General features: G+C 70.1%; 14 protein-coding genes and 3 tRNA genes. 7 read left to right on the top strand and 10 right to left on the bottom strand.

Annotated elements, in window-relative coordinates:
* Window positions 1-97: 97 nt before the first annotated feature.
* The 6 genes from GNZ18_RS23015 to GNZ18_RS22990 all read right to left on the bottom strand — a co-directional run bounded on the left by GNZ18_RS23015 (window position 98) and on the right by GNZ18_RS22990 (window position 8,234).
* Window positions 98-1,195 (bottom strand): alpha/beta fold hydrolase, encoded by a 1,098-nt coding sequence (locus GNZ18_RS23015; protein WP_216651416.1) that lies wholly within the window; start codon window positions 1,193-1,195, stop codon window positions 98-100.
* Window positions 1,192-1,971 carry a 2-oxo acid dehydrogenase subunit E2 gene (locus GNZ18_RS23010; protein WP_156218612.1) on the bottom strand — a complete coding sequence of 260 codons (780 nt, stop codon included), beginning with the start codon at window positions 1,969-1,971 and terminating at the stop codon, window positions 1,192-1,194. Before GNZ18_RS23010 ends, GNZ18_RS23015 begins: the two co-directional genes overlap by 4 nt.
* Window positions 1,968-2,195 (bottom strand): acyl carrier protein, encoded by a 228-nt coding sequence (locus GNZ18_RS23005; protein WP_156218611.1) that lies wholly within the window; start codon window positions 2,193-2,195, stop codon window positions 1,968-1,970. The genes GNZ18_RS23010 and GNZ18_RS23005 overlap by 4 nt, the downstream gene beginning before the upstream one ends.
* Entirely contained in the window at window positions 2,192-4,141 is a 1,950-nt protein-coding gene (locus tag GNZ18_RS23000; RefSeq protein ID WP_216651415.1) for an HAD-IIIC family phosphatase, read from the bottom strand. The genes GNZ18_RS23005 and GNZ18_RS23000 overlap by 4 nt, the downstream gene beginning before the upstream one ends.
* Complete coding sequence (locus tag GNZ18_RS22995; RefSeq protein WP_156218610.1) at window positions 4,141-5,172, bottom strand: 3-oxoacyl-ACP synthase III family protein; 1,032 nt, start codon at window positions 5,170-5,172, stop codon at window positions 4,141-4,143. Before GNZ18_RS22995 ends, GNZ18_RS23000 begins: the two co-directional genes overlap by 1 nt.
* A 191-nt stretch (window positions 5,173-5,363) precedes the next feature.
* Window positions 5,364-8,234 (bottom strand): helix-turn-helix transcriptional regulator, encoded by a 2,871-nt coding sequence (locus tag GNZ18_RS22990; protein WP_156218609.1) that lies wholly within the window; start codon window positions 8,232-8,234, stop codon window positions 5,364-5,366.
* A gap of 449 nt (window positions 8,235-8,683) precedes the next feature.
* Here GNZ18_RS22990 and GNZ18_RS22985 point away from each other — a divergent pair, with 449 nt between their 5' ends.
* From GNZ18_RS22985 to GNZ18_RS22965, 5 genes are all read left to right on the top strand, one after another.
* Complete coding sequence (locus tag GNZ18_RS22985) at window positions 8,684-9,037, top strand: hypothetical protein (RefSeq protein WP_156218608.1); 354 nt, start codon at window positions 8,684-8,686, stop codon at window positions 9,035-9,037.
* Window positions 9,038-9,969: 932 nt separating this feature from the next.
* Window positions 9,970-10,194, top strand: a complete 225-nt coding sequence (locus GNZ18_RS22980; protein ID WP_156218607.1) for a hypothetical protein — start codon at window positions 9,970-9,972, stop codon at window positions 10,192-10,194.
* Window positions 10,195-10,239: 45 nt separating this feature from the next.
* On the top strand, window positions 10,240-10,602 hold the full coding sequence (locus GNZ18_RS22975; protein WP_156218606.1) for a hypothetical protein: 363 nt from the start codon (window positions 10,240-10,242) through the stop codon (window positions 10,600-10,602).
* A gap of 352 nt (window positions 10,603-10,954) precedes the next feature.
* A complete protein-coding gene (locus GNZ18_RS22970; protein WP_156218605.1) occupies window positions 10,955-11,530 on the top strand; it encodes a fascin domain-containing protein in 576 nt (191 codons plus the stop codon).
* Window positions 11,531-12,105: 575 nt separating this feature from the next.
* Complete coding sequence (locus tag GNZ18_RS22965; RefSeq protein ID WP_156218604.1) at window positions 12,106-13,143, top strand: NucA/NucB deoxyribonuclease domain-containing protein; 1,038 nt, start codon at window positions 12,106-12,108, stop codon at window positions 13,141-13,143.
* Between the two features lie 53 nt (window positions 13,144-13,196).
* Here GNZ18_RS22965 and GNZ18_RS22960 read toward each other — a convergent pair whose 3' ends face one another.
* Window positions 13,197-13,337 carry a hypothetical protein gene (locus GNZ18_RS22960; RefSeq protein WP_156218603.1) on the bottom strand — a complete coding sequence of 47 codons (141 nt, stop codon included), beginning with the start codon at window positions 13,335-13,337 and terminating at the stop codon, window positions 13,197-13,199.
* A gap of 1,037 nt (window positions 13,338-14,374) precedes the next feature.
* On the opposite strand from GNZ18_RS22960, the gene GNZ18_RS22955 reads away from it, so the two are divergent.
* Window positions 14,375-14,608 (top strand): helix-turn-helix domain-containing protein, encoded by a 234-nt coding sequence (locus GNZ18_RS22955; protein ID WP_246250215.1) that lies wholly within the window; start codon window positions 14,375-14,377, stop codon window positions 14,606-14,608.
* A 4-nt stretch (window positions 14,609-14,612) separates the two neighbouring features.
* The gene (locus GNZ18_RS22950) at window positions 14,613-15,896 is read left to right on the top strand and encodes a tyrosine-type recombinase/integrase (protein WP_156218601.1); all 1,284 of its coding nucleotides are present in this window, start codon (window positions 14,613-14,615) and stop codon (window positions 15,894-15,896) included.
* Between the two features lie 12 nt (window positions 15,897-15,908).
* On the opposite strand, the gene GNZ18_RS22945 is transcribed toward GNZ18_RS22950, so the two are convergent.
* The 3 genes from GNZ18_RS22945 to GNZ18_RS22935 all read right to left on the bottom strand — a co-directional run bounded on the left by GNZ18_RS22945 (window position 15,909) and on the right by GNZ18_RS22935 (window position 16,202).
* A tRNA-Val gene (locus tag GNZ18_RS22945) sits at window positions 15,909-15,983 on the bottom strand.
* Between the two features lie 34 nt (window positions 15,984-16,017).
* Window positions 16,018-16,088: transfer RNA gene (locus tag GNZ18_RS22940), tRNA-Cys, on the bottom strand.
* A 42-nt stretch (window positions 16,089-16,130) separates the two neighbouring features.
* Window positions 16,131-16,202 (bottom strand) — tRNA-Gly (locus GNZ18_RS22935).
* Window positions 16,203-16,279 lie beyond the last annotated feature (77 nt).

The raw sequence follows: 16,279 nt of genomic DNA, 5'->3' as shown, positions 1-16,279 counted from the left end.
CGTGATCTAAACGACGGCTTGCGAGTGCCCCTCACCGGGGGCGGCCCATGCGGAAGCGCCCCCAGGGCTCGGGCCTGGGGGCCACTGCTTCAGAAGATCAGCGGGTGGGGCGGGCCACGGCGAGGCGGCTGCGGGCTCGCCGGGCACGAAGCAGCGCACCGAGGGCGGCACGCTGCGGCCGGTGGGTGCCGTCCAGCTCCAGCAGCGACCGGACGATCCACAACCGGGTCTCGACGAAGTGCCGCGGCGAACCGTGCACGTCGTCGTTCTCGACGAGGCGCAGGCCGCGGACGTGGCGGCGGAGCAGCTCCGCTTCCGAGGCGGGGATGATCTCGTCCCGGAGGCTGGCCATGTAGTGGACGGGAACGTCCACGGCGGCGAGCCGGTCGCCGTCCAGCGCCATGCCGCTCAGGTGCGCGTGGACGTCGCCGGGGGAGACGCCGCTGATGTGGGCGAGCGTGTCGAGCGTGATGCGGGGCACCCGCCGCTGCCAGGCGGCGTCGGTGAAGAAGCCGCTGACCGGCGCGCCCACCGTGATGACGCCCCGGATCCGGGAGTCCCCGGCCGCGCACCCGAGCGCGAGGTGGCCGCTGAAGCTCAGCGCCACCGCGTAGGTGCGGCCGGTGTCGGCCCGGTCCGCCACGGCGTCCAGGATGCGCGGCAGCAGCCGCCCGCTGTGCGGGCCGTACCGGGCCGTGTTCTCGCCCACTCCCGGCATCTCCGCGACGACACCGGCCATGCCGAGCCGCCGCGCCTGCGTCAGCACCGGCGCCCACTGCTCCTTGACGCTGACGATCCCGCCCATGACCAGCAGCAGAGGGCGGCGGTCGCGCCCGTCCAGACCGGTCGTCCAGCAGCGGACCCGCCCACCGCCCAGGTCGACGTCGAGGCGCTCGATCCCGTTGCCGTCCCGCCACCGGTCGAAGGCGGCGAGGCACCGGTCGAGGGCGTCCTGCCGGGCGGGGCCGTCGACGTAGGGGAAGCGGGCCATGGTGTAACGACGGCAGGCGTCCAGGAACCGGCCCTGCCGCTCCAGCGCCTCGCCCGCCTCCACCCATGCCCGCACCCACGAGCCGGGGCCGTCGCCGTCGTCGTTCTCGACGCGGCGCAGGAGTGCCTGGTGCTCCCGCCCCGGGATCCCCTGCGCGCGGGCGTGGACGAGCACGAACCGCTTGAGTTCCGCGACGTCGTTCACCGCGGGTCACCGTCCCCGGGCGGCTCCTTGAACGACTCAAGGCCCTCCTTGATCTCCGCCAGCACGTCCGCGGCCTCCGCGCCGTCGATGACACGGTGGTCGAAGGCCAGGCTGAGCCGCATGGTCGGCGCGACCACCACCCGGCCGCTCCGCGCCACCGGACGGTCGACGACCCGGCCCAGGCCCAGGGTGACCGTGGTGCCGCCCACCGAGTGGAACCCGTCGACCGGGCGATGCCCGAGCGACGTCACGGCGAAGGTGCCGAACCGGTCCGCCCTGCCCCGCAGCGGCCGGACGACCCGCCGGAAGGCCGCGCGTCCCAGCGGCACCGGCAGCCGGTGCAGCGTCCGGAGCCCGGCGAACTCCTCCATGACGTCGGGGTCGCCGTCCCGGTACCGCTCCACCTGGCGCTGCAACTCCTCCAGGCCCGCCTTGTCGGCGTCGCGGAGGACGGCCGAGAGCACCACGCGCCGCCCGTTCAGCGTCTTGTCGAGAGTGATCTTCGCGTGGACGCCGGGAGGGCGGGCGATCCGGGGACGGGTCCGGCCCCGGAGGGCGGCGTTGGCGTCGGGATGGCGGGCCAGGACGCGCGCCGCCGTGTGGACCGCGTACGTCACCGTCGAGTATCGCCGGTCCGCGGACTCGCGGTGCGCGGCCAGCTCGGTCATCTCCACCTCGGTGTCCAGGAAGACCGGCGCGAACGCGCGCACCTCGTCCAGGAAGTACAGGGTGTGCCGGCGTTCCCGGGGGAGCGGCGCGACGGACGGGCCGGTCATGTGGCCACCGCCACCTGGTAGATGCCCGCGAGGCTCCGCGCCTCCAGCAGGTCGGGCAGCACGAGGCCGCGGCCCGTCGCCCGCTCCAGCGCTCCGGCGAGGGCCAGCAGGTGCACCGAGTCCCAGCCCGCCACCTCGTCGAGGCTCCGGTCCGCGTCGGCCGGCGTGACCTCCAGCCCCAGCTCGTCGCGTACGAGGGTGATGAAGTCGTCGATTGTGGTCATTGTGTCTCCCCTCCCAGGCCGTCGATCAGTCGCAGGTGCGCGGGTGGCGCGGCGATGGAGCGCAGGTCGTGCCGGAACTCCGCCGCCTCGGTCCCGCCGGTCTCCTCGGCATCACCGGACCCGCCGCCCACGCGGCTGAAGCCGTGCCGGGGGTAGAAGTCCCGGACCTTGCCGTTCCTGGCGGTCGGCCGGTACGGGGCGAGCACCGCCTTCGCGCCGGTCGCCGCCCCGTGCCGCAGCACGGCGGTCAGGCACGCCTGCTCGATCCCCCGGGAGAAGACCCGGCAGCTCAGCAGAAAGTTGTCGATGTGCAGGACGGCCCCGTCCCGGCGCAGGAAGACCGCGCCGACCAGCCCGTTGTCGCCGAACCTGTCCGCCGAGTGGATGGCCAGCACGGATGCGTCCGGATCGGCGGCGAGGGCGCGCACGTCCGCCGGTTGGAGCCGCCGCGTCGTCAGGTTGAACTGGTTGGTCCGCAGCGTGAGCTGCGAGACCCGCGGGACCTGTGCCTCTGTCACCGGCTCCAGCCTCACCCGCACGTCCAGCTCGGCGAGGTAGCCCTCCAGCGAGTCGAAGGTGTCGAGGAAGTCGCGGCGGGCGAGCTCCTCGCGGTAGCGCGCGGCGCGGGCCCGGTCGTCGGCGGTCAGGTCGCGGGAGTCGAACCAGCCGTCGGCCAGCAGCCGCTCGGCGTGCAGGGCGGGCTCTCCGTCGAGCGCGACCACCGCGACGCCCGGCAGCTCCCGGCGGACGAGGCCCCGCTCGAACGCGCTGTCGTCGGCGAAGACGAGGGAGTCGACGCCGATGTTGAGGTCGTCGGCCAGCTCGGCGAGGTTGTCGTGCTTGGGCCGCCAGTTGGCGACGACCCGCACGAAGTCGTCCTCGCGCAGCACCATCCCGGGATGCTCGCGCAGCACCTCCCGGACGGGCTCGGGGTCGTTCTTGCTCACCGCGGCCAGCAGCACCCCCTGGGACCCGATCTGCTTGACCGTCCGCTGGAAGGCGCGGAACGCCTCGCCCCGGTGACTCTCCCCGACCTCGATGCCCTCCCGCCCGTCATCGCCCAGCACCCCGCCCCACAGGGTCCCGTCCAGGTCCACGACCAGGCACTTCTTGGTGCGGCCGGTGAGATCGCGCGCCAGGTGCCCGATCTCGCGCGCGTACCTGCCGAGCAGCCCGGCGGACAGGTGCATCCGGGCGTAGAGGTCCATCCGCGAGTCGGTGGCGGGGACGCCCTCGGCGACCAGCGCGTCCAGGTCGAGCGTCACCAGCGACTCCTGGGCCGCGGACAGGCGCAGCAGGGCCGCCCCGGCCTCCCGCCATGCGGCGCCGAGCCGCGCGCGGGACCGGTGGTCGGTGAGCTGGGAGGTCAGCAGCGACGGCAGCGGAAGCGTGTTGAGCACGAGCGTGCCGCGCGCGACCGCGGCGAAGCGCTCGGCGAGCCACTCGATCAGCCGGAGCTTGCCCGCCAGGACGCGTTCGACGTCCTCGGGCCGCCAGGGCACCGCGACCTCGTCGAACACGACCGCCGGGTCCAGCACGCAGAGGGCGATGTCGGGGTCCACCGCGTACAGCGCGCTGCCGGGGTCGGACAGGTCGAAGACATAACCGTCGAAGTCGCCGGAGAACGGCCGCAGCAGCAGCCCGTGCCGCGCCAGCTCGGCCGTGAGCGCCGGAACCAGCGGGGCGAGCGTGCCGTGCCCCGTGATCGCCACCGTGACGGACGGGATCCCCGGATGGTGGCGGGCCACCTCGTCCGGGTCGAGGCGGGCCAGCAGCCGCCCGGCGCGCGCCAGCGCCGTGGCGTCGAGATCCGCGAGCAACCCCGGCACCTCGGGATACCGGGCGGCCAGCCTCCCCGCCCGCAGCCACGCGGAGATCTGCTCGGCCCCCATGAGACGGTCCGGATCAGAGCCGTCCGCACCGGTGCCGGCCGTATTCATGCGCATCAGACCCGCTCCAACGCGAATCCGGCCTTGATCCACTTGCTCGACTCGACGGCGATGCCCACCACGCGGTCGCCTTGGTCGAGCCGTTGCAGCGCGGGCTCCAGTTGGAAGAACAGCAGGCCGTTCCCGCAGTTCCCGGTCTCCTCCACACAGGTGATCTCCTCCGCCAGGGGCAGGTCCAGCCGCTCCCCGATGCGTTCGCTCATCCGGCCGGACAGTTGCGGCGGCAGCACGAAGTCGACGTCGGACGCCTTCCAGTTCAGATCCGCCAGAAGCTCCTCAAGAATCTCCGCGGACATCCGCGGGACCGACTCCTCGATCGCCTTGTAGTCCTCGGCGATCGCCGCCCGGCGCGTGTCCCGCTCGGCCAGCCCGAACCACTCGACCGTCTGCCCGGGGGCGCGTCCCCGCCCGGTGAACCTGGTCAGCACCCGCCGGATCGCCACCGAGCCGGGCGGGGCGTCCGCGATGAGCACCGCCGCCCCGGCACCGTCGCCGAACAGCACCACGTTCACGAGCTCCGCGGGCGGCATGGCACGCAGGTCGGCGCCGAGGTCGAAGTGCTTGGCGCAGCTGTCGCCCGCGATGACCAGGGCCGTGCGGTGCCCGCCCGCGAGCAGCGCGTGCCGGGCCACCTCCAGCGCCTGGACCGCACCGGAGCAGCCGCTCTGCAACTGGTAGGTCGGTACGCCGTCGATCCCCAGCCGGTCCGCGACGACGTTGACGGTCGTCGGCATGAGGGCGTCGGGCGTCGCCGTCCCCATGACCACGACGTCCACGTCGGCGGCCCGCAGCCCGGCGGAGACCAGCGCTCGCCGCGCCGCCCGCTCCCCGAGATCGGCGAGCGTGGAATGGATCTCGCCGGTGCCGAGATCGACCGACAGGTGCCGGGTCCGGGTGCCGATGAAGACCTCGACCCACTGCTCCCACAGCGCGTCCATGCCGAAGCGCCCGGCGAGCTCCGCGTTGGTCACGGGCGGGCCGGGCAACGCCGTCCCGGCCGACAGGATTCGGATGTCCGACGCGTCCATCCCCGGTCCTTCCCTGGGGTCGAACAGACTTGCGTATCGGTGCCGATCCTGTACGGCACGCCTAAACGTGACCTAAGACCACGGCTCGTCCGGTGCTCCGAACGCGCCGCCCGACCTCGACGTCGGCCCTGCGAGCCGAGGCTGCGGAAGGCCGGGCGGCACGTGGTCTGGGAGCCACCGGGACGGGGCGCTCAGCCGGACTCGGCCATCAACCGCGCCAGCGCCGCCCGCGAGCTGATGCTGAGCTTGCGGTAGATGCGCGTCAGGTGGACGTCGACCGTGCGAGGGCTCAGCGAGAGCGCGGCGGCGATCTCGCGGGTCCGCAGCCCGGTCCCCGCGATGCCCGCGATCTCGCGTTCCCGCTCGGTGAGGACGGACAGGTCCGTGTGCGGCGCCGTAGGGGCGGAACCCTCGTCGAGGCTCCTCAGCAGTTGCGCCGCGGCCTCCGCGGCCCGGTCGGCGCCGCAGCGGCGCGCCAGCTCCCGGGCCAGGACGAGGTTGGACCGCAGCTCCCGGCGCGGGCCGCCCTGGGCGAGGTCGTGGGCGGCCAGCAGGAGCGATCTCGACTGCGCGTGAATCATCCCCGCCTCGGAGAAGAGGCCCGCGGCCTCCTGGTACGCCTCGGCGGCCTCGGCGGAGCGCCCCTCGTGCTTCAGCACCATGGCCCGCGCCACCCGCGCGTAGGCGCGCGGCGAGGGCAGGTCGAGGCCCGCCGCCTCCTCCTCGGCGAGTTCCGCGCATTGCGGGAGCGGCTCGCCGACGGCCAGCGACGCCGCGAGGATCAGCGTGAGGGCCTGCACCCGCTGGAACGGCGGGATGCGCGGCAGGTCGCAGCCGCCACCGGCGTCGAGCAGCAGCATCATGGACCGCCGCGGGCCGCCGTCGTACCAGGCCGCGATCGCCACCGCGATCGCCCCCGCCGTGCTCCAGAAGAAGTCCCGGGAGCGCAGGATGAAGAACGCCTCCTCCGCCAGCCGCACCGCCGTCTCGCTGACGCCCTCGCCGGTTCCCTCGGCCATGGCGAGCGACTCCAGCGCCAGGGCGAGGCCGGAAAGGTGATCGGCGTCGAAGCCCTCGGCCAGCTCCCGTGCCTCGGTGGCCGTCCGCCGCGCGTCCGCCAGGTGCCCGATGTGCCGGTGCACGTTGCCGAGGCCGAGGAGCATGGCCGGGAGCATGTAGCTGCGTCCGAACTTGCGGGCGATGTCCATGCCGCGTGCGAAGTGCCGCTGGGAGTCCTGGAACAGCCCGGCGAGGGTCTCGGCCCAGCCGAGCAGCCCCAGGTACTCGGGATGGGCGGCCAGCTCCGCGTCCGACAACCGGTCGATGTACCCCGAGCCGACCGCCAGCGAGGCACGCGCCTGGGGGATGCTGTTGAACGCGTCGCAGAGTCCGTTGAGGACCAGGGCGCCGGCCTCGGCCACCCGGTCCCCGTGCCGGCGCGCCAGCCGCACGGCGCACTTCACCTGGGCACAGCTCGGCATCTGCCCGTCGAACGCGCCGATGATCCCGTGCTCGATGAGCAGGGTCGCCGCCCCCGCCGGCGGGTCGTCGCAGGTCAAAATGGTGTCCAGCTCACCCGCGAGCAGCGCCCGCGCCTCGGCGAAATGCCCGAGCAGGCATTCGATCACCGCGCAGAACGCGACCGTCGAGGCACGCAGGTCGCCGTGGTCGTCGCCGACCGCCCGCAGCACCTGGTGGAGCAGGTCGCGGCTCTCCGACAGCCGGCCGGCCAGGCCCAGCGCCCGGGTACGCAGCAGGAGCAGCTCGATCCGCTTTCGCGGTTCCATCCGTCCCTCGGGGAACGCCTGGAGCGCGACCTCCAGCCAGTGCGAGGCCCGGCCGGGGTCGGTGATCAGGGCGTCCTCGGCGGCCCGCGTCAGGACGTCCAGGTCCGGCGGCTCGGCACGGGCGATCGAACGCTCCACGTGCACCGCCTGCTCGGCCGCGGGCGCCCCGTGCTCGGCCAGCACCGCGAGCGCCTTGCGATGGGCGCACAGCCGCCAGGTCAGGTCAGCGTTCGCGTAGACGACCCATCGCATGATCGGGTGCCGGAAGGTGAAGCCCACGCCGCTGTTGACCGGACGCAGCACGTCGCGGGCGATGAGCGTGTCGACCGCCTTCGAGACGTCGGCGGAGCCGATCTCCGCGACCTTGATCAGGGCGTCCATCACGCAGTGCTCGCCCAGCACCGCGGCGGCCGCCGCGACGAACGACTCACGCGTGTCCAGCGCCATGACCTCGCCCAGCAGCAGGCCGGACAGGTGCGCCGGAGGATCGCCGGACGGGAGGTCGCCGTCGAGCGCATGACCGCCCGCCGCCAGCGCCAGCAGGTACAGCGGGACGCCCTGGCTGGCCATATGCAGCTCCACGAACCCCGGCTCTTCACGGGGCACGCCCAGCAGGCGGGCGGACTGCTCCAGCGACAGCGGCCCCAGCTCGATCCGTGCCACCGACCCCAGCTCGATGCCGTGCGCGAGGCTGCTGCGCAGCCGCGGAGACGCCTGCCGCGGCCGGTGCACGATCACGATCAGCAGCGGCCCCTCGACCGGTCGGCGGACGAGGTAGTCGATCAGCTCGACCGACTCGGCGTCCGCCCAGTGGAAGTCCTCGATCACCAGGACGACCTTCTCCGCCAGCCCGCCGAGAAGTGTGCGCATGGAGAACGACAGCCGGTAGCGGTACCAGGCCGCGGGCCGTTCCGCCTCGGCGCACCCGGTCTGCGGGCGCGTCACGACCTTGCCGATCAGGTTGCGGTCGTCCGCGGGAAGTTGCAGGAGCCGGTCGGTCATCGGCCGGGCCGCCAGCAGATGGGCGAACACCTGGTAGGGAATGCTCTGCTCGAACTCGGTGCAGCGGGTGTGGAACACCGCGAGGCCGCGGCGCTGCGCCTCGCCCATCATCTCGGCGAGCAGCCGGGTCTTGCCGATCCCGGGCTCCCCCACCAACTCGATGATCTGGCCCCGCCCCTGGTCGAGAGCGTCGAGCGCGCCGTGAAGCCGCTGCGTCTCGCCGTGCCTGATAACGTCCGGTCGTGACGGCGCTACGGGTTGTGTACGGCCCATCGAGTCAGAGACCTCCTATCTGCGAGCCGTGGCACGGTTTCGGCAGAGCGGAATAATGATTGCAGTCTCATCCACAACGCTTACACGGATTCATCGGTCCAACGGTTCGGAGAGAGCCCTCTTCTCTGGTGGCACGCGCACGACAACTTCCAGGCGATGTCGATGGAACGCAACAACACTTGTTCCAACGTCTCCGGTGGCCTTCTTTCGCGAGTGACTGACGGGGGCGGCGCTCTGCGCTCTGTCCTACGCGCACGCGCCCTCTCGGCTCCGGAGGAGGGGCGGCTCCCCGGCACTTCAAGTGCTGGCCCATCATTGTAATGCAACGAAACGGATCATGGTCAGGTGTCGCAGCCCATCGGGGAAGTGCCACATGTGGACTGGCCGTTCGGCAGGAGCCCGGCTTCCGATTTCCGCAGCCCGGAGCACTGTGCCCCGCTCGTCGGCGGATGGCCGTTACCGGTCACCTCAAGGTGCGCAGGACCTGCCCGTCGGCTCCCACGACCTGGGACTCTGCGGCCCTGCCGACGATCTTGCCCGTCCTGACCGCCGGCTTCCTGGTCCGACTGCTGGAGGAGATCATCGTCGGCCGCGACCATGACCAGCTGTTCATCGGCGGCGTGGGGGAGTGGCTACGACGCTCCGACTTCGCCCACCGCATCCGGCGACCCGCCTGCGACGGAAACCCCCCACAACAGCCCCCGACCCTGCCCGGCGCGGCCCTCCACGGTCTTCGCCAACACCACAAGACCATCATCAACGCGTTGGAGTACTCAAACAGGAGTGGACGGGCCATCAGATGAAAGGCATCCCAGGCGTCTACAGCCACGTCGCCGACACCATGCGCCGACGCTTGATTGCTCAACTCCAACGCCGCTGGGCCACCCTGACCCGCCGAACCCGCAAGAACCAAACGTGACGACCGAGTGTGGTTCGAGGCGGGAAGCAGATGCTCCCGTTTGACCACTACCTAAGATGGGGCAGTCCACGACGGCCCGTGGAGCAGTGTGCTCCCGATTTCGGCCCCGACTCCGCCAAACCAAAAACGCCCAAGCCGCCGTTTATGGGCTGACCTGGGCGTTTGTGGTGGGCGATACCTGGGATTGAACCAGTGGCCTCTACCGTGTCAAGGTAGTCCGCGCTCATCGCTGACCTACGGCTTTCGAGATACCGCAGGTCAGCGGCGGCTGACGCTCGTTGACATCCGTTCGGAGCGATTCGGGAACCAGGCGTGCTCCCGTCGTTCCTGGTTCCCGGCAGGAGCAAGGGGAGCACGCGCGAGGAAGCGGTAACCGGCTCTCGATGGTGGTCGGCGCTACACGGTTAGCTGCGTGGGGCGGTGTCGTGAGATTGGGGTTGCTGGGGAGCATCCTGGGTTTCGGTGGATGGACCATGGGCGTCAACCAGGCGCGGCAGCGCGTGTAGGGCCTCCAGGCAGATAACCGGCAGGGAGTCAGACACCCTCTAGTGCCGTCGACCAGCACGACCCAGGTGCGGCGACAACGAGTTCGGGCGCGGCCTGCACGCGCTGGCAGCCGAGTGGCCCTGACGCGGCAGCCGCCGCCACGGCCAGAGCACCTACCTCGACACCGCCTACGACCTGCCCGGCGACAGGATCGGCGAGGACAGCGGCGACCAGGACCACGCCGGCGGCGACAGCGACCACTTTCAGCGCCAGACCGAGGCCGCCGACCTGACGCTGAGTTCCCTCGGGCGGGCGGCTCAGCCACAGGCCGTGACGGAAGCGGCCCCCCGCGCACATGAGCCCGGGCAGTACAAGCGGGAACGGCTCGCCGCGTGGGCGATCGAGCGTGCTCTGGTGTCCGCGCTGATCGCCGTCCGACACCTCGGGCTCTACGAATGGTCGCAGAACCTGAACGTTGCGACCGAGCTTGAGAACAGGGTGGGAGACTGCTTCCCCACTCAGCAGTTTCACGACAAGGACGCCCGTGATCGCTGAACCGGCGAACTCTCGAACGCCTTAGTTGTCCCGCCAGGAACCCGAGTGATCACCCACCGCACACCCACTCCCGTCCCCGGCGCCGGTCATTTGCTGGCGGCCTCGCTGGATGTGGAGTGGACCAAGAACTACCGGGTCAGCAACGGCAACGTCCCATTCTGCTGGTCGATCACCTGGCTCACCATCCCCCGCACGCCCGGCGCATCCCCGGCCGAGTTCGCCTACCACGCCCTCTACGTCTCCGGCCCCGGGCAAACCCAAGACCTCATCGACGCCGCCATCGCCGACATGCTCGACACCGCGGACCTGGTCATCGGCCACCAGCTTTGCAGCGACCTTCGGATCAGTTGGGTCCGGAAACGGGGGCCACCGAGGAGGTCCGGGTGGATCCAACTCGCAACGTCGTAGCCGGAGGTGCACTCTGCGGGCCGTGGTCAGGTGCGGCCCGGGCCGCCCGGCGGCGCGCCAGCACTCTGCAGAACCGGCCCTGGCTGACGGGGGCGGAGTGAATGCGGTGACCACCGGTATTGCGAATACGGCTCGACGTCGAAAGGACCGTTCCCGATGGACCGCATTCGGTCATTGGAATGGCAGCGACCGTCCCGCCGGGCTGGGTGAATACAAGCCGCATGGGTCCGCAAGCGGCCACTACGGGCACTCCTCGGCGGAACCGGCTATTGCGCATCCCCTTTTGATCGTTGAGTATTCGGTGCGGAGCCGCCCCGCAAACGCCGGGGCCGTCCGGACGAGGGGGATCTTCATGCGTCGTTTGATGATCAGGGTTGCGCTCATGGTGGCCGCTCCTGGCCTGTTGGGCTCCGTCACGGCCGCCGGCGCGTCCGCCGCCACCGGCGACCGCTTCGTCCTGGTGACAGCGGCGAATTCTCCTTTCGGTAAGAGGATGGCCGGCTCCACCCTCACCTCTGACGCCAATGGCAAGCTGGTGTCGGCCGAACTCAACTACGGTCGCGGCGACTACGGCATGCTCCGCGCGCGGGCGGACGTCGCCGCCGAGTGGGAGAGGTTCCACTTGGAGGTGTGGGGCAAACTGACCTGGACGATCAGGTCGGGCGCCAACCAGAAATTCGTGTCGGCCGAACTCAACTACGATTGGAAGAACTACGCGATGCTCCGCGCGCGGGCGGACGTGGCCGGCGAATGGGAGAAGTTCGACCTCTACTACAACCAAACCCGGGACCTGTGGGCGTTCAAGTCGAAGGCCAACGGCAAGTTCGTGTCGGCCGAGCTCAACTACGATGGCGACCGCAACGGGATGCTCCGCGCACGCGCGGACTATATCGGGCCGTGGGAGTGGTTCCGGATGGGCGGCGCCTGAGCTCCTCCGTCCGATGTGACGCGACCGGATCAACACCTTCCGGCACCAGGTCCGACCACCGTCGAGAGACCTGAGCACCCCACTGCCCCTTTGCATGCTTACTCGGTCTGAGGGCTGAGGCTTCACACGGCCGGGGTGATCCCCGCCGGACCGGCCACTGCGCTGGGGCTCGACGCGCCGATGGCATCGGCGGGCAACCCCTCGAAGCGGTGCTTGAGGGCGTTCATCTTCTCTCGATACCGCGCCGGCATCGACGCCGGGGACTGCGGCCCCTGGGCCGCGGAGTCCTGGGCCCACAACTCTGGCCGGCACGGATTGACCAACACCAACAACAACCGCCTTACATCACCGAGGCAAACAGATTTGCCGGGTATCGGCGTGAAACTCTTCCCTGCAAGGCTGCCCACCCGGCACTGGTATCCCCCATAGCCATCGCCATCGTATAACCACGCGAATGCGGTATCCGCCGGAACAGCAACGGGCTGAACGCCGGAGTCTGCCGCGATGGTGCGGTGGCCTGCCGGAGCGGGATCACCGTCATGTAACTCTCCACGGACACGAGGAAAGGAACACCTGTGCGTTTTCTCTGGTTACCGGCGTTAATCGCATTGATCATGTCGGGGCTGGTCGCCGGGCCGGCATCAGCCTCCGCGACAGCAACACCCCGTAACGGGCTGCACATCAAATCCACACTCACCCCCCAACAGTCGGCAGCGGCTGGCCCGAAGGCGTCCCCGTCTTCGCCGCACTGCGTCAAACCAAGCCGGACGGCCGCCTGCGAAAAATTCACGGTGCGGACCATCATCTCCGATGGCAAAGGCCATGCGGTCGGCCACACCGTCGCTGACCTCGCCATTGTCTGGCGGACACAGATCAAGAGCCGGGAGTTTACCGCAGAGATCTTCTTCGACACCACCTACGCCCAGGGCATGACGCTTGGGCTGATCAATATCATCACCACCAAGTGCGAAGGCACGTGCGTCGGAACCGGGGAAGTGGCGGGCCCGTCATCCGCCAAGGGTCAATCGTTTACAGGCAAACTGAATTACCGCGACCAGACCCCACAGCAGCAGCACAACAAGCCCATCATCATTGTCACGCCGGAGATGCCCGTACCGGGGGCGGGCATGCCAGCGGCAGCCCGGGCGACAACCGACGTTCGCTGCGATGATCTTCTGAAGCCTCAGGGCGCCGGCTGTGTCGTGCCCGAGTTCACACCGACCATCACCAGCCTGCACAGGCTCCGCTTCATCGATGCGAACATCCGCCAGTGGCAGGGGCGGGGTGCCCCGAAGGTGCTGCACCGCAACAGCTTCCTCAAGGCCGGCCACCGCTCCGCGGTGTGCGGGAAGGCCAAGCTGCCCCAGGGCTGGCGGCCGCCGGCCGGCTGGCCACTGCCGCTGTCCGACCCTCGAAACAAGCCGAGCTGCGACGAATACGCCTTCGCGGCCACCAACGAGGGCGGAACACGACCTGGCAACGGGCACGACTGGGTGCCCAAACGTGAGCAGGACAGCCAAGGCGCCGATTTGAAGAACTTCTTCGACGCCAACCGCGTACTGGACGCCGCCTCGGCCCGGACCGAGGGAGACGCCTTCAACGTCGACGGCTGATCTCAAACCCGAACGGGGCGAGGCCACCTGAGGTCCCGCCCCGTTCACTCCCCTCAGATCCCGCACCGGGTCTCACCGAGGGCCCAGGCCGGCACCTCGATGAACGTCCGCACCGGGCCGGACCGGCCGACCAGCGCGGTCCGCCACTCGGCGTCCCCGTCGTCGGCCTCACTCGGCGGCGGCAGCTCCCGCACCGACTCACCGCCGCCGCCAGATCATCGCGGGACACGACCTACTCGACCGCGGCCATCATCTCCGCCACCGACGCCTACGCCCACCCCTCGGGCCGCTCCGCCAGGACAATCGCCCACGCCGCCGCCATCCGGGCCGCCGCCGTCTTCAGCTCCGGAAGGCTGTACCCACCCCGACAACTGCTTCGGCTGGGGCCCGTACCAGCATGCGATCCACCGTTGGGAAACGATCCTCGACCGCCCGGCACCGGCGCCGCTCGAACCCGGCCGGCGGAGACAACCACGACTGAGCGCCCGATTCGTCGAGTGGATGATGGGGCTGCCCTAGGGATGGGTCACCGACCTGGGGTTGTCGCGAACCGTCCAGATGCGGGCCCTCGGCAATGGCGCGATACCTCCCCAGACCGCGCTCGCCATCGACATCCTCACCGAACTACAAACCCAGGCCAGCTCCGCCTCGACCGGCCCGAGGTCGGCGGGGAGGAGTTGCGGTGAGATCGCCACTCACTTCGTGGTCACCACTCGACCCCCAGGCCAGCGCAACAACGCAGTCCATCCGTTCCACCCGCGACTCCGTTCGGGCCGACGCGCACGGGTCAGACTTCTTGCTACGGCAACACCTCGGCAACCTCGTCCGTGGCGGCCACCAGCGGTTGCTGACCGCTCTCACCGACACCCTGGCCGGTTGTCTACCGCTCCTGCCTCCGGGTGCCATCGTGACCATCACCACCTGCACGCTCCGCCGCCACGGCCACTTGATAGATTTTTCCGCCAGACAAGGGCTGCTGCCCGACGCGCTGGACTGGAATGGATGCAGCGGCTGGTCGCGCTGCTGTGCGGGATCGAAGACGCACACTTGGTGCCTCGGGCGTCGTTCTTCGTCGCGCACGCAATCCGCACGGCCTGCGCGGACGGACCTTCCCCCCATCTCATCGCATATTAGGACGTTCTGGTGCTGCGTGGACCCCTGAACCGTGCAGGGTGCAGGTCACGCAAGCGGGGGCGCTCGACGGGAGTCGCTGATGACCCGAGGCCGGGCTATGAGCAGGGGTGATCCGCTGCTGTACAGCCCCGAGGAGGCCGCTGAGCTGCTCGGCGTAAAAGCGTCGTGGCTGCGCCGTAAGGCCGCAGACCGCGCCGTTCCCTGCACCTTCGTGGGGAAGCATCTGCGGTTCTCCCGTGCCGACCTGGAGGCGATCGTCGCCGTCGGCGCACGTCCCGTGCGGTGGCGGCAGCGCCGCTGGCCAGCCTTGAGCCCGCCCCGGCATCACTGATGGCTTGGGCGGAAAGCGCGGTCCGTGGTACCGGGTCCGCTACCGGGACGCCGACGGCACCGTCCGCACCAGTCCCGACAAATACCGCACCAAGACCGGCGCCCCCCAGGCGGCCGAGGACATGGACTCAGCCGGCCGGCGCGGCCAGTTCATCGACCCCAATGACTCGCGCACTCTGTTGGCCGAATGGGCCGATCAGTGGCGGCGCTCCCACCGCGTGGCCCCCAGCACCCAGGCCAAATACGACCACTACCTCGACTACCACATCCTGCCCGCCTTCAGCGAGACCAGCCTGGAGGAAATCCGCCGACTGGCGGTCAACCGCTGGGCCAACGAGCTGGCCGAGCGATACGCGTCCTCCACCGTCAGCGGGATCGTGACGCTGCTGTCGGTCGTGCTGACCGCCGCGGTCGACGAACGCATGCTCGCCCGCAACCCCGTCCAGGGCCTGCGCATACCCCGAACCACCACCAGCGCCAACGCGCCCAGGCGCCGTGCCCGCCCGGTCCCCAGCAGCACGCAAGCCCACCAGATCACCGAACGCATCCGCCGGACAGGCGGTCGTAATGCCCAGGTCATGGCGATCACCGCTGCCTGGACCGGATTGCGCTGGGGTGAGCTGGCAGGACTCGACCGGGTCAACTGCCACACCGGCGAGGGCTACCTGCTCATCGGCCCCGACGTCGGTTCCCTGCACGAGGTGGCCGGGAAACTGTGGTTGGGGCCGCCCAAGAGCGAAGCCGCCGTCCGCCGCATTGATCTCCCGCCCTTCCTGGTCCAACTGTTGGAGGAGGTCATCGTCGGCCACGACCATGACCAGCTGTTCATCGGCAGGGCGGGGGAGTGGCTACGACGCTCCAACTTCGCTCGGCGCATCTGGCGACCCGCCTGTGACGGGGAGCCCTCACCCGATCCTGCCCGGCGCGGTCTTACACGGGCTCCGCCACCACCACAAGACCGTCCTGGACGAGTTGGACGTCCCCGAAGTACTCAAACAGGAGCGGATGGGCCACCGGATGAGAGGCATCCAGGGCGTCTACAGCCATGTCACCGACGCCATGCGCCGCCGTCTGATCGCCCAGCTCCAACGCCGCTGGACCAGCCTGAACCGCCGAACCCGCGGGGGCCACCCGTGACGTCCGGGTGGGGGTCGGGGCGGGAGCAGGTGCTCCCGGTTGACCACTACCTGAGATCGGGTAGTCCGCGACGGCCCGGGGAGCATGGTGCTCCCGATTCCGTGCCCAACTGCACCAAACCGAAAAAGCCCAAGCCGCCGCCTGTGGGCTGACCTGGGCTTACTTGGTGGGCGATACTGGGATTGAACCAGTGGCCTCTACCGTGTCAAGGTAGCGCTCTCCCACTGAGCTAATCGCCCCAGGCCGCCGCCTCCGGGGGGAGGTGCGGTGTCGAGGTGGAGACGGGATTTGAACCCGTGTACACGGCTTTGCAGGCCGTTGCCTCGCCTCTCGGCCACTCCACCAGAATCGAGACCCTCTGGTTCATAGCCTGAAAGGCCCCTCAGAGCGGAAGACGGGATTTGAACCCGCGACCCTCACCTTGGCAAGGTGATGCTCTACCCCTGAGCCACTTCCGCGTGTGCCGCCCGGTCTTGCGGCGACGGGCAAAACCTTAGCGCGTCCCGGCGCGTTCCCCAAACCGGTTTCGCGGCGG

It is taken from the genome of Actinomadura litoris (assembly GCF_009733595.1).
Taxonomy (GTDB): Bacteria; Actinomycetota; Actinomycetes; order Streptosporangiales; family Streptosporangiaceae; genus Spirillospora; species Spirillospora litoris.
The sequence above is the reverse complement of the archived record's forward strand: the minus strand, read 5'-3'. Positions and strand labels throughout refer to the sequence as shown.

What these genes read in the sequence shown, in the direction of transcription:
- GNZ18_RS23010 (WP_156218612.1), bottom strand. Translation starts at nt 1,971, where the DNA reads ATGACCGGCCCGTCCGTCGCGCCGCTCCCCCGGGAACGCCGGCACACC.
- GNZ18_RS23005 (WP_156218611.1), bottom strand. Translation starts at nt 2,195, where the DNA reads ATGACCACAATCGACGACTTCATCACCCTCGTACGCGACGAGCTGGGG.
- GNZ18_RS23000 (WP_216651415.1), bottom strand. Translation starts at nt 4,141, where the DNA reads ATGCGCATGAATACGGCCGGCACCGGTGCGGACGGCTCTGATCCGGAC.
- GNZ18_RS22995 (WP_156218610.1), bottom strand. Translation starts at nt 5,172, where the DNA reads ATGGACGCGTCGGACATCCGAATCCTGTCGGCCGGGACGGCGTTGCCC.
- GNZ18_RS22990 (WP_156218609.1), bottom strand. Translation starts at nt 8,234, where the DNA reads ATGGGCCGTACACAACCCGTAGCGCCGTCACGACCGGACGTTATCAGG.
- GNZ18_RS22985 (WP_156218608.1), top strand. Translation starts at nt 8,684, where the DNA reads ATGGCCGTTACCGGTCACCTCAAGGTGCGCAGGACCTGCCCGTCGGCT.
- GNZ18_RS22970 (WP_156218605.1), top strand. Translation starts at nt 10,955, where the DNA reads ATGCGTCGTTTGATGATCAGGGTTGCGCTCATGGTGGCCGCTCCTGGC.
- GNZ18_RS22955 (WP_246250215.1), top strand. Translation starts at nt 14,375, where the DNA reads ATGAGCAGGGGTGATCCGCTGCTGTACAGCCCCGAGGAGGCCGCTGAG.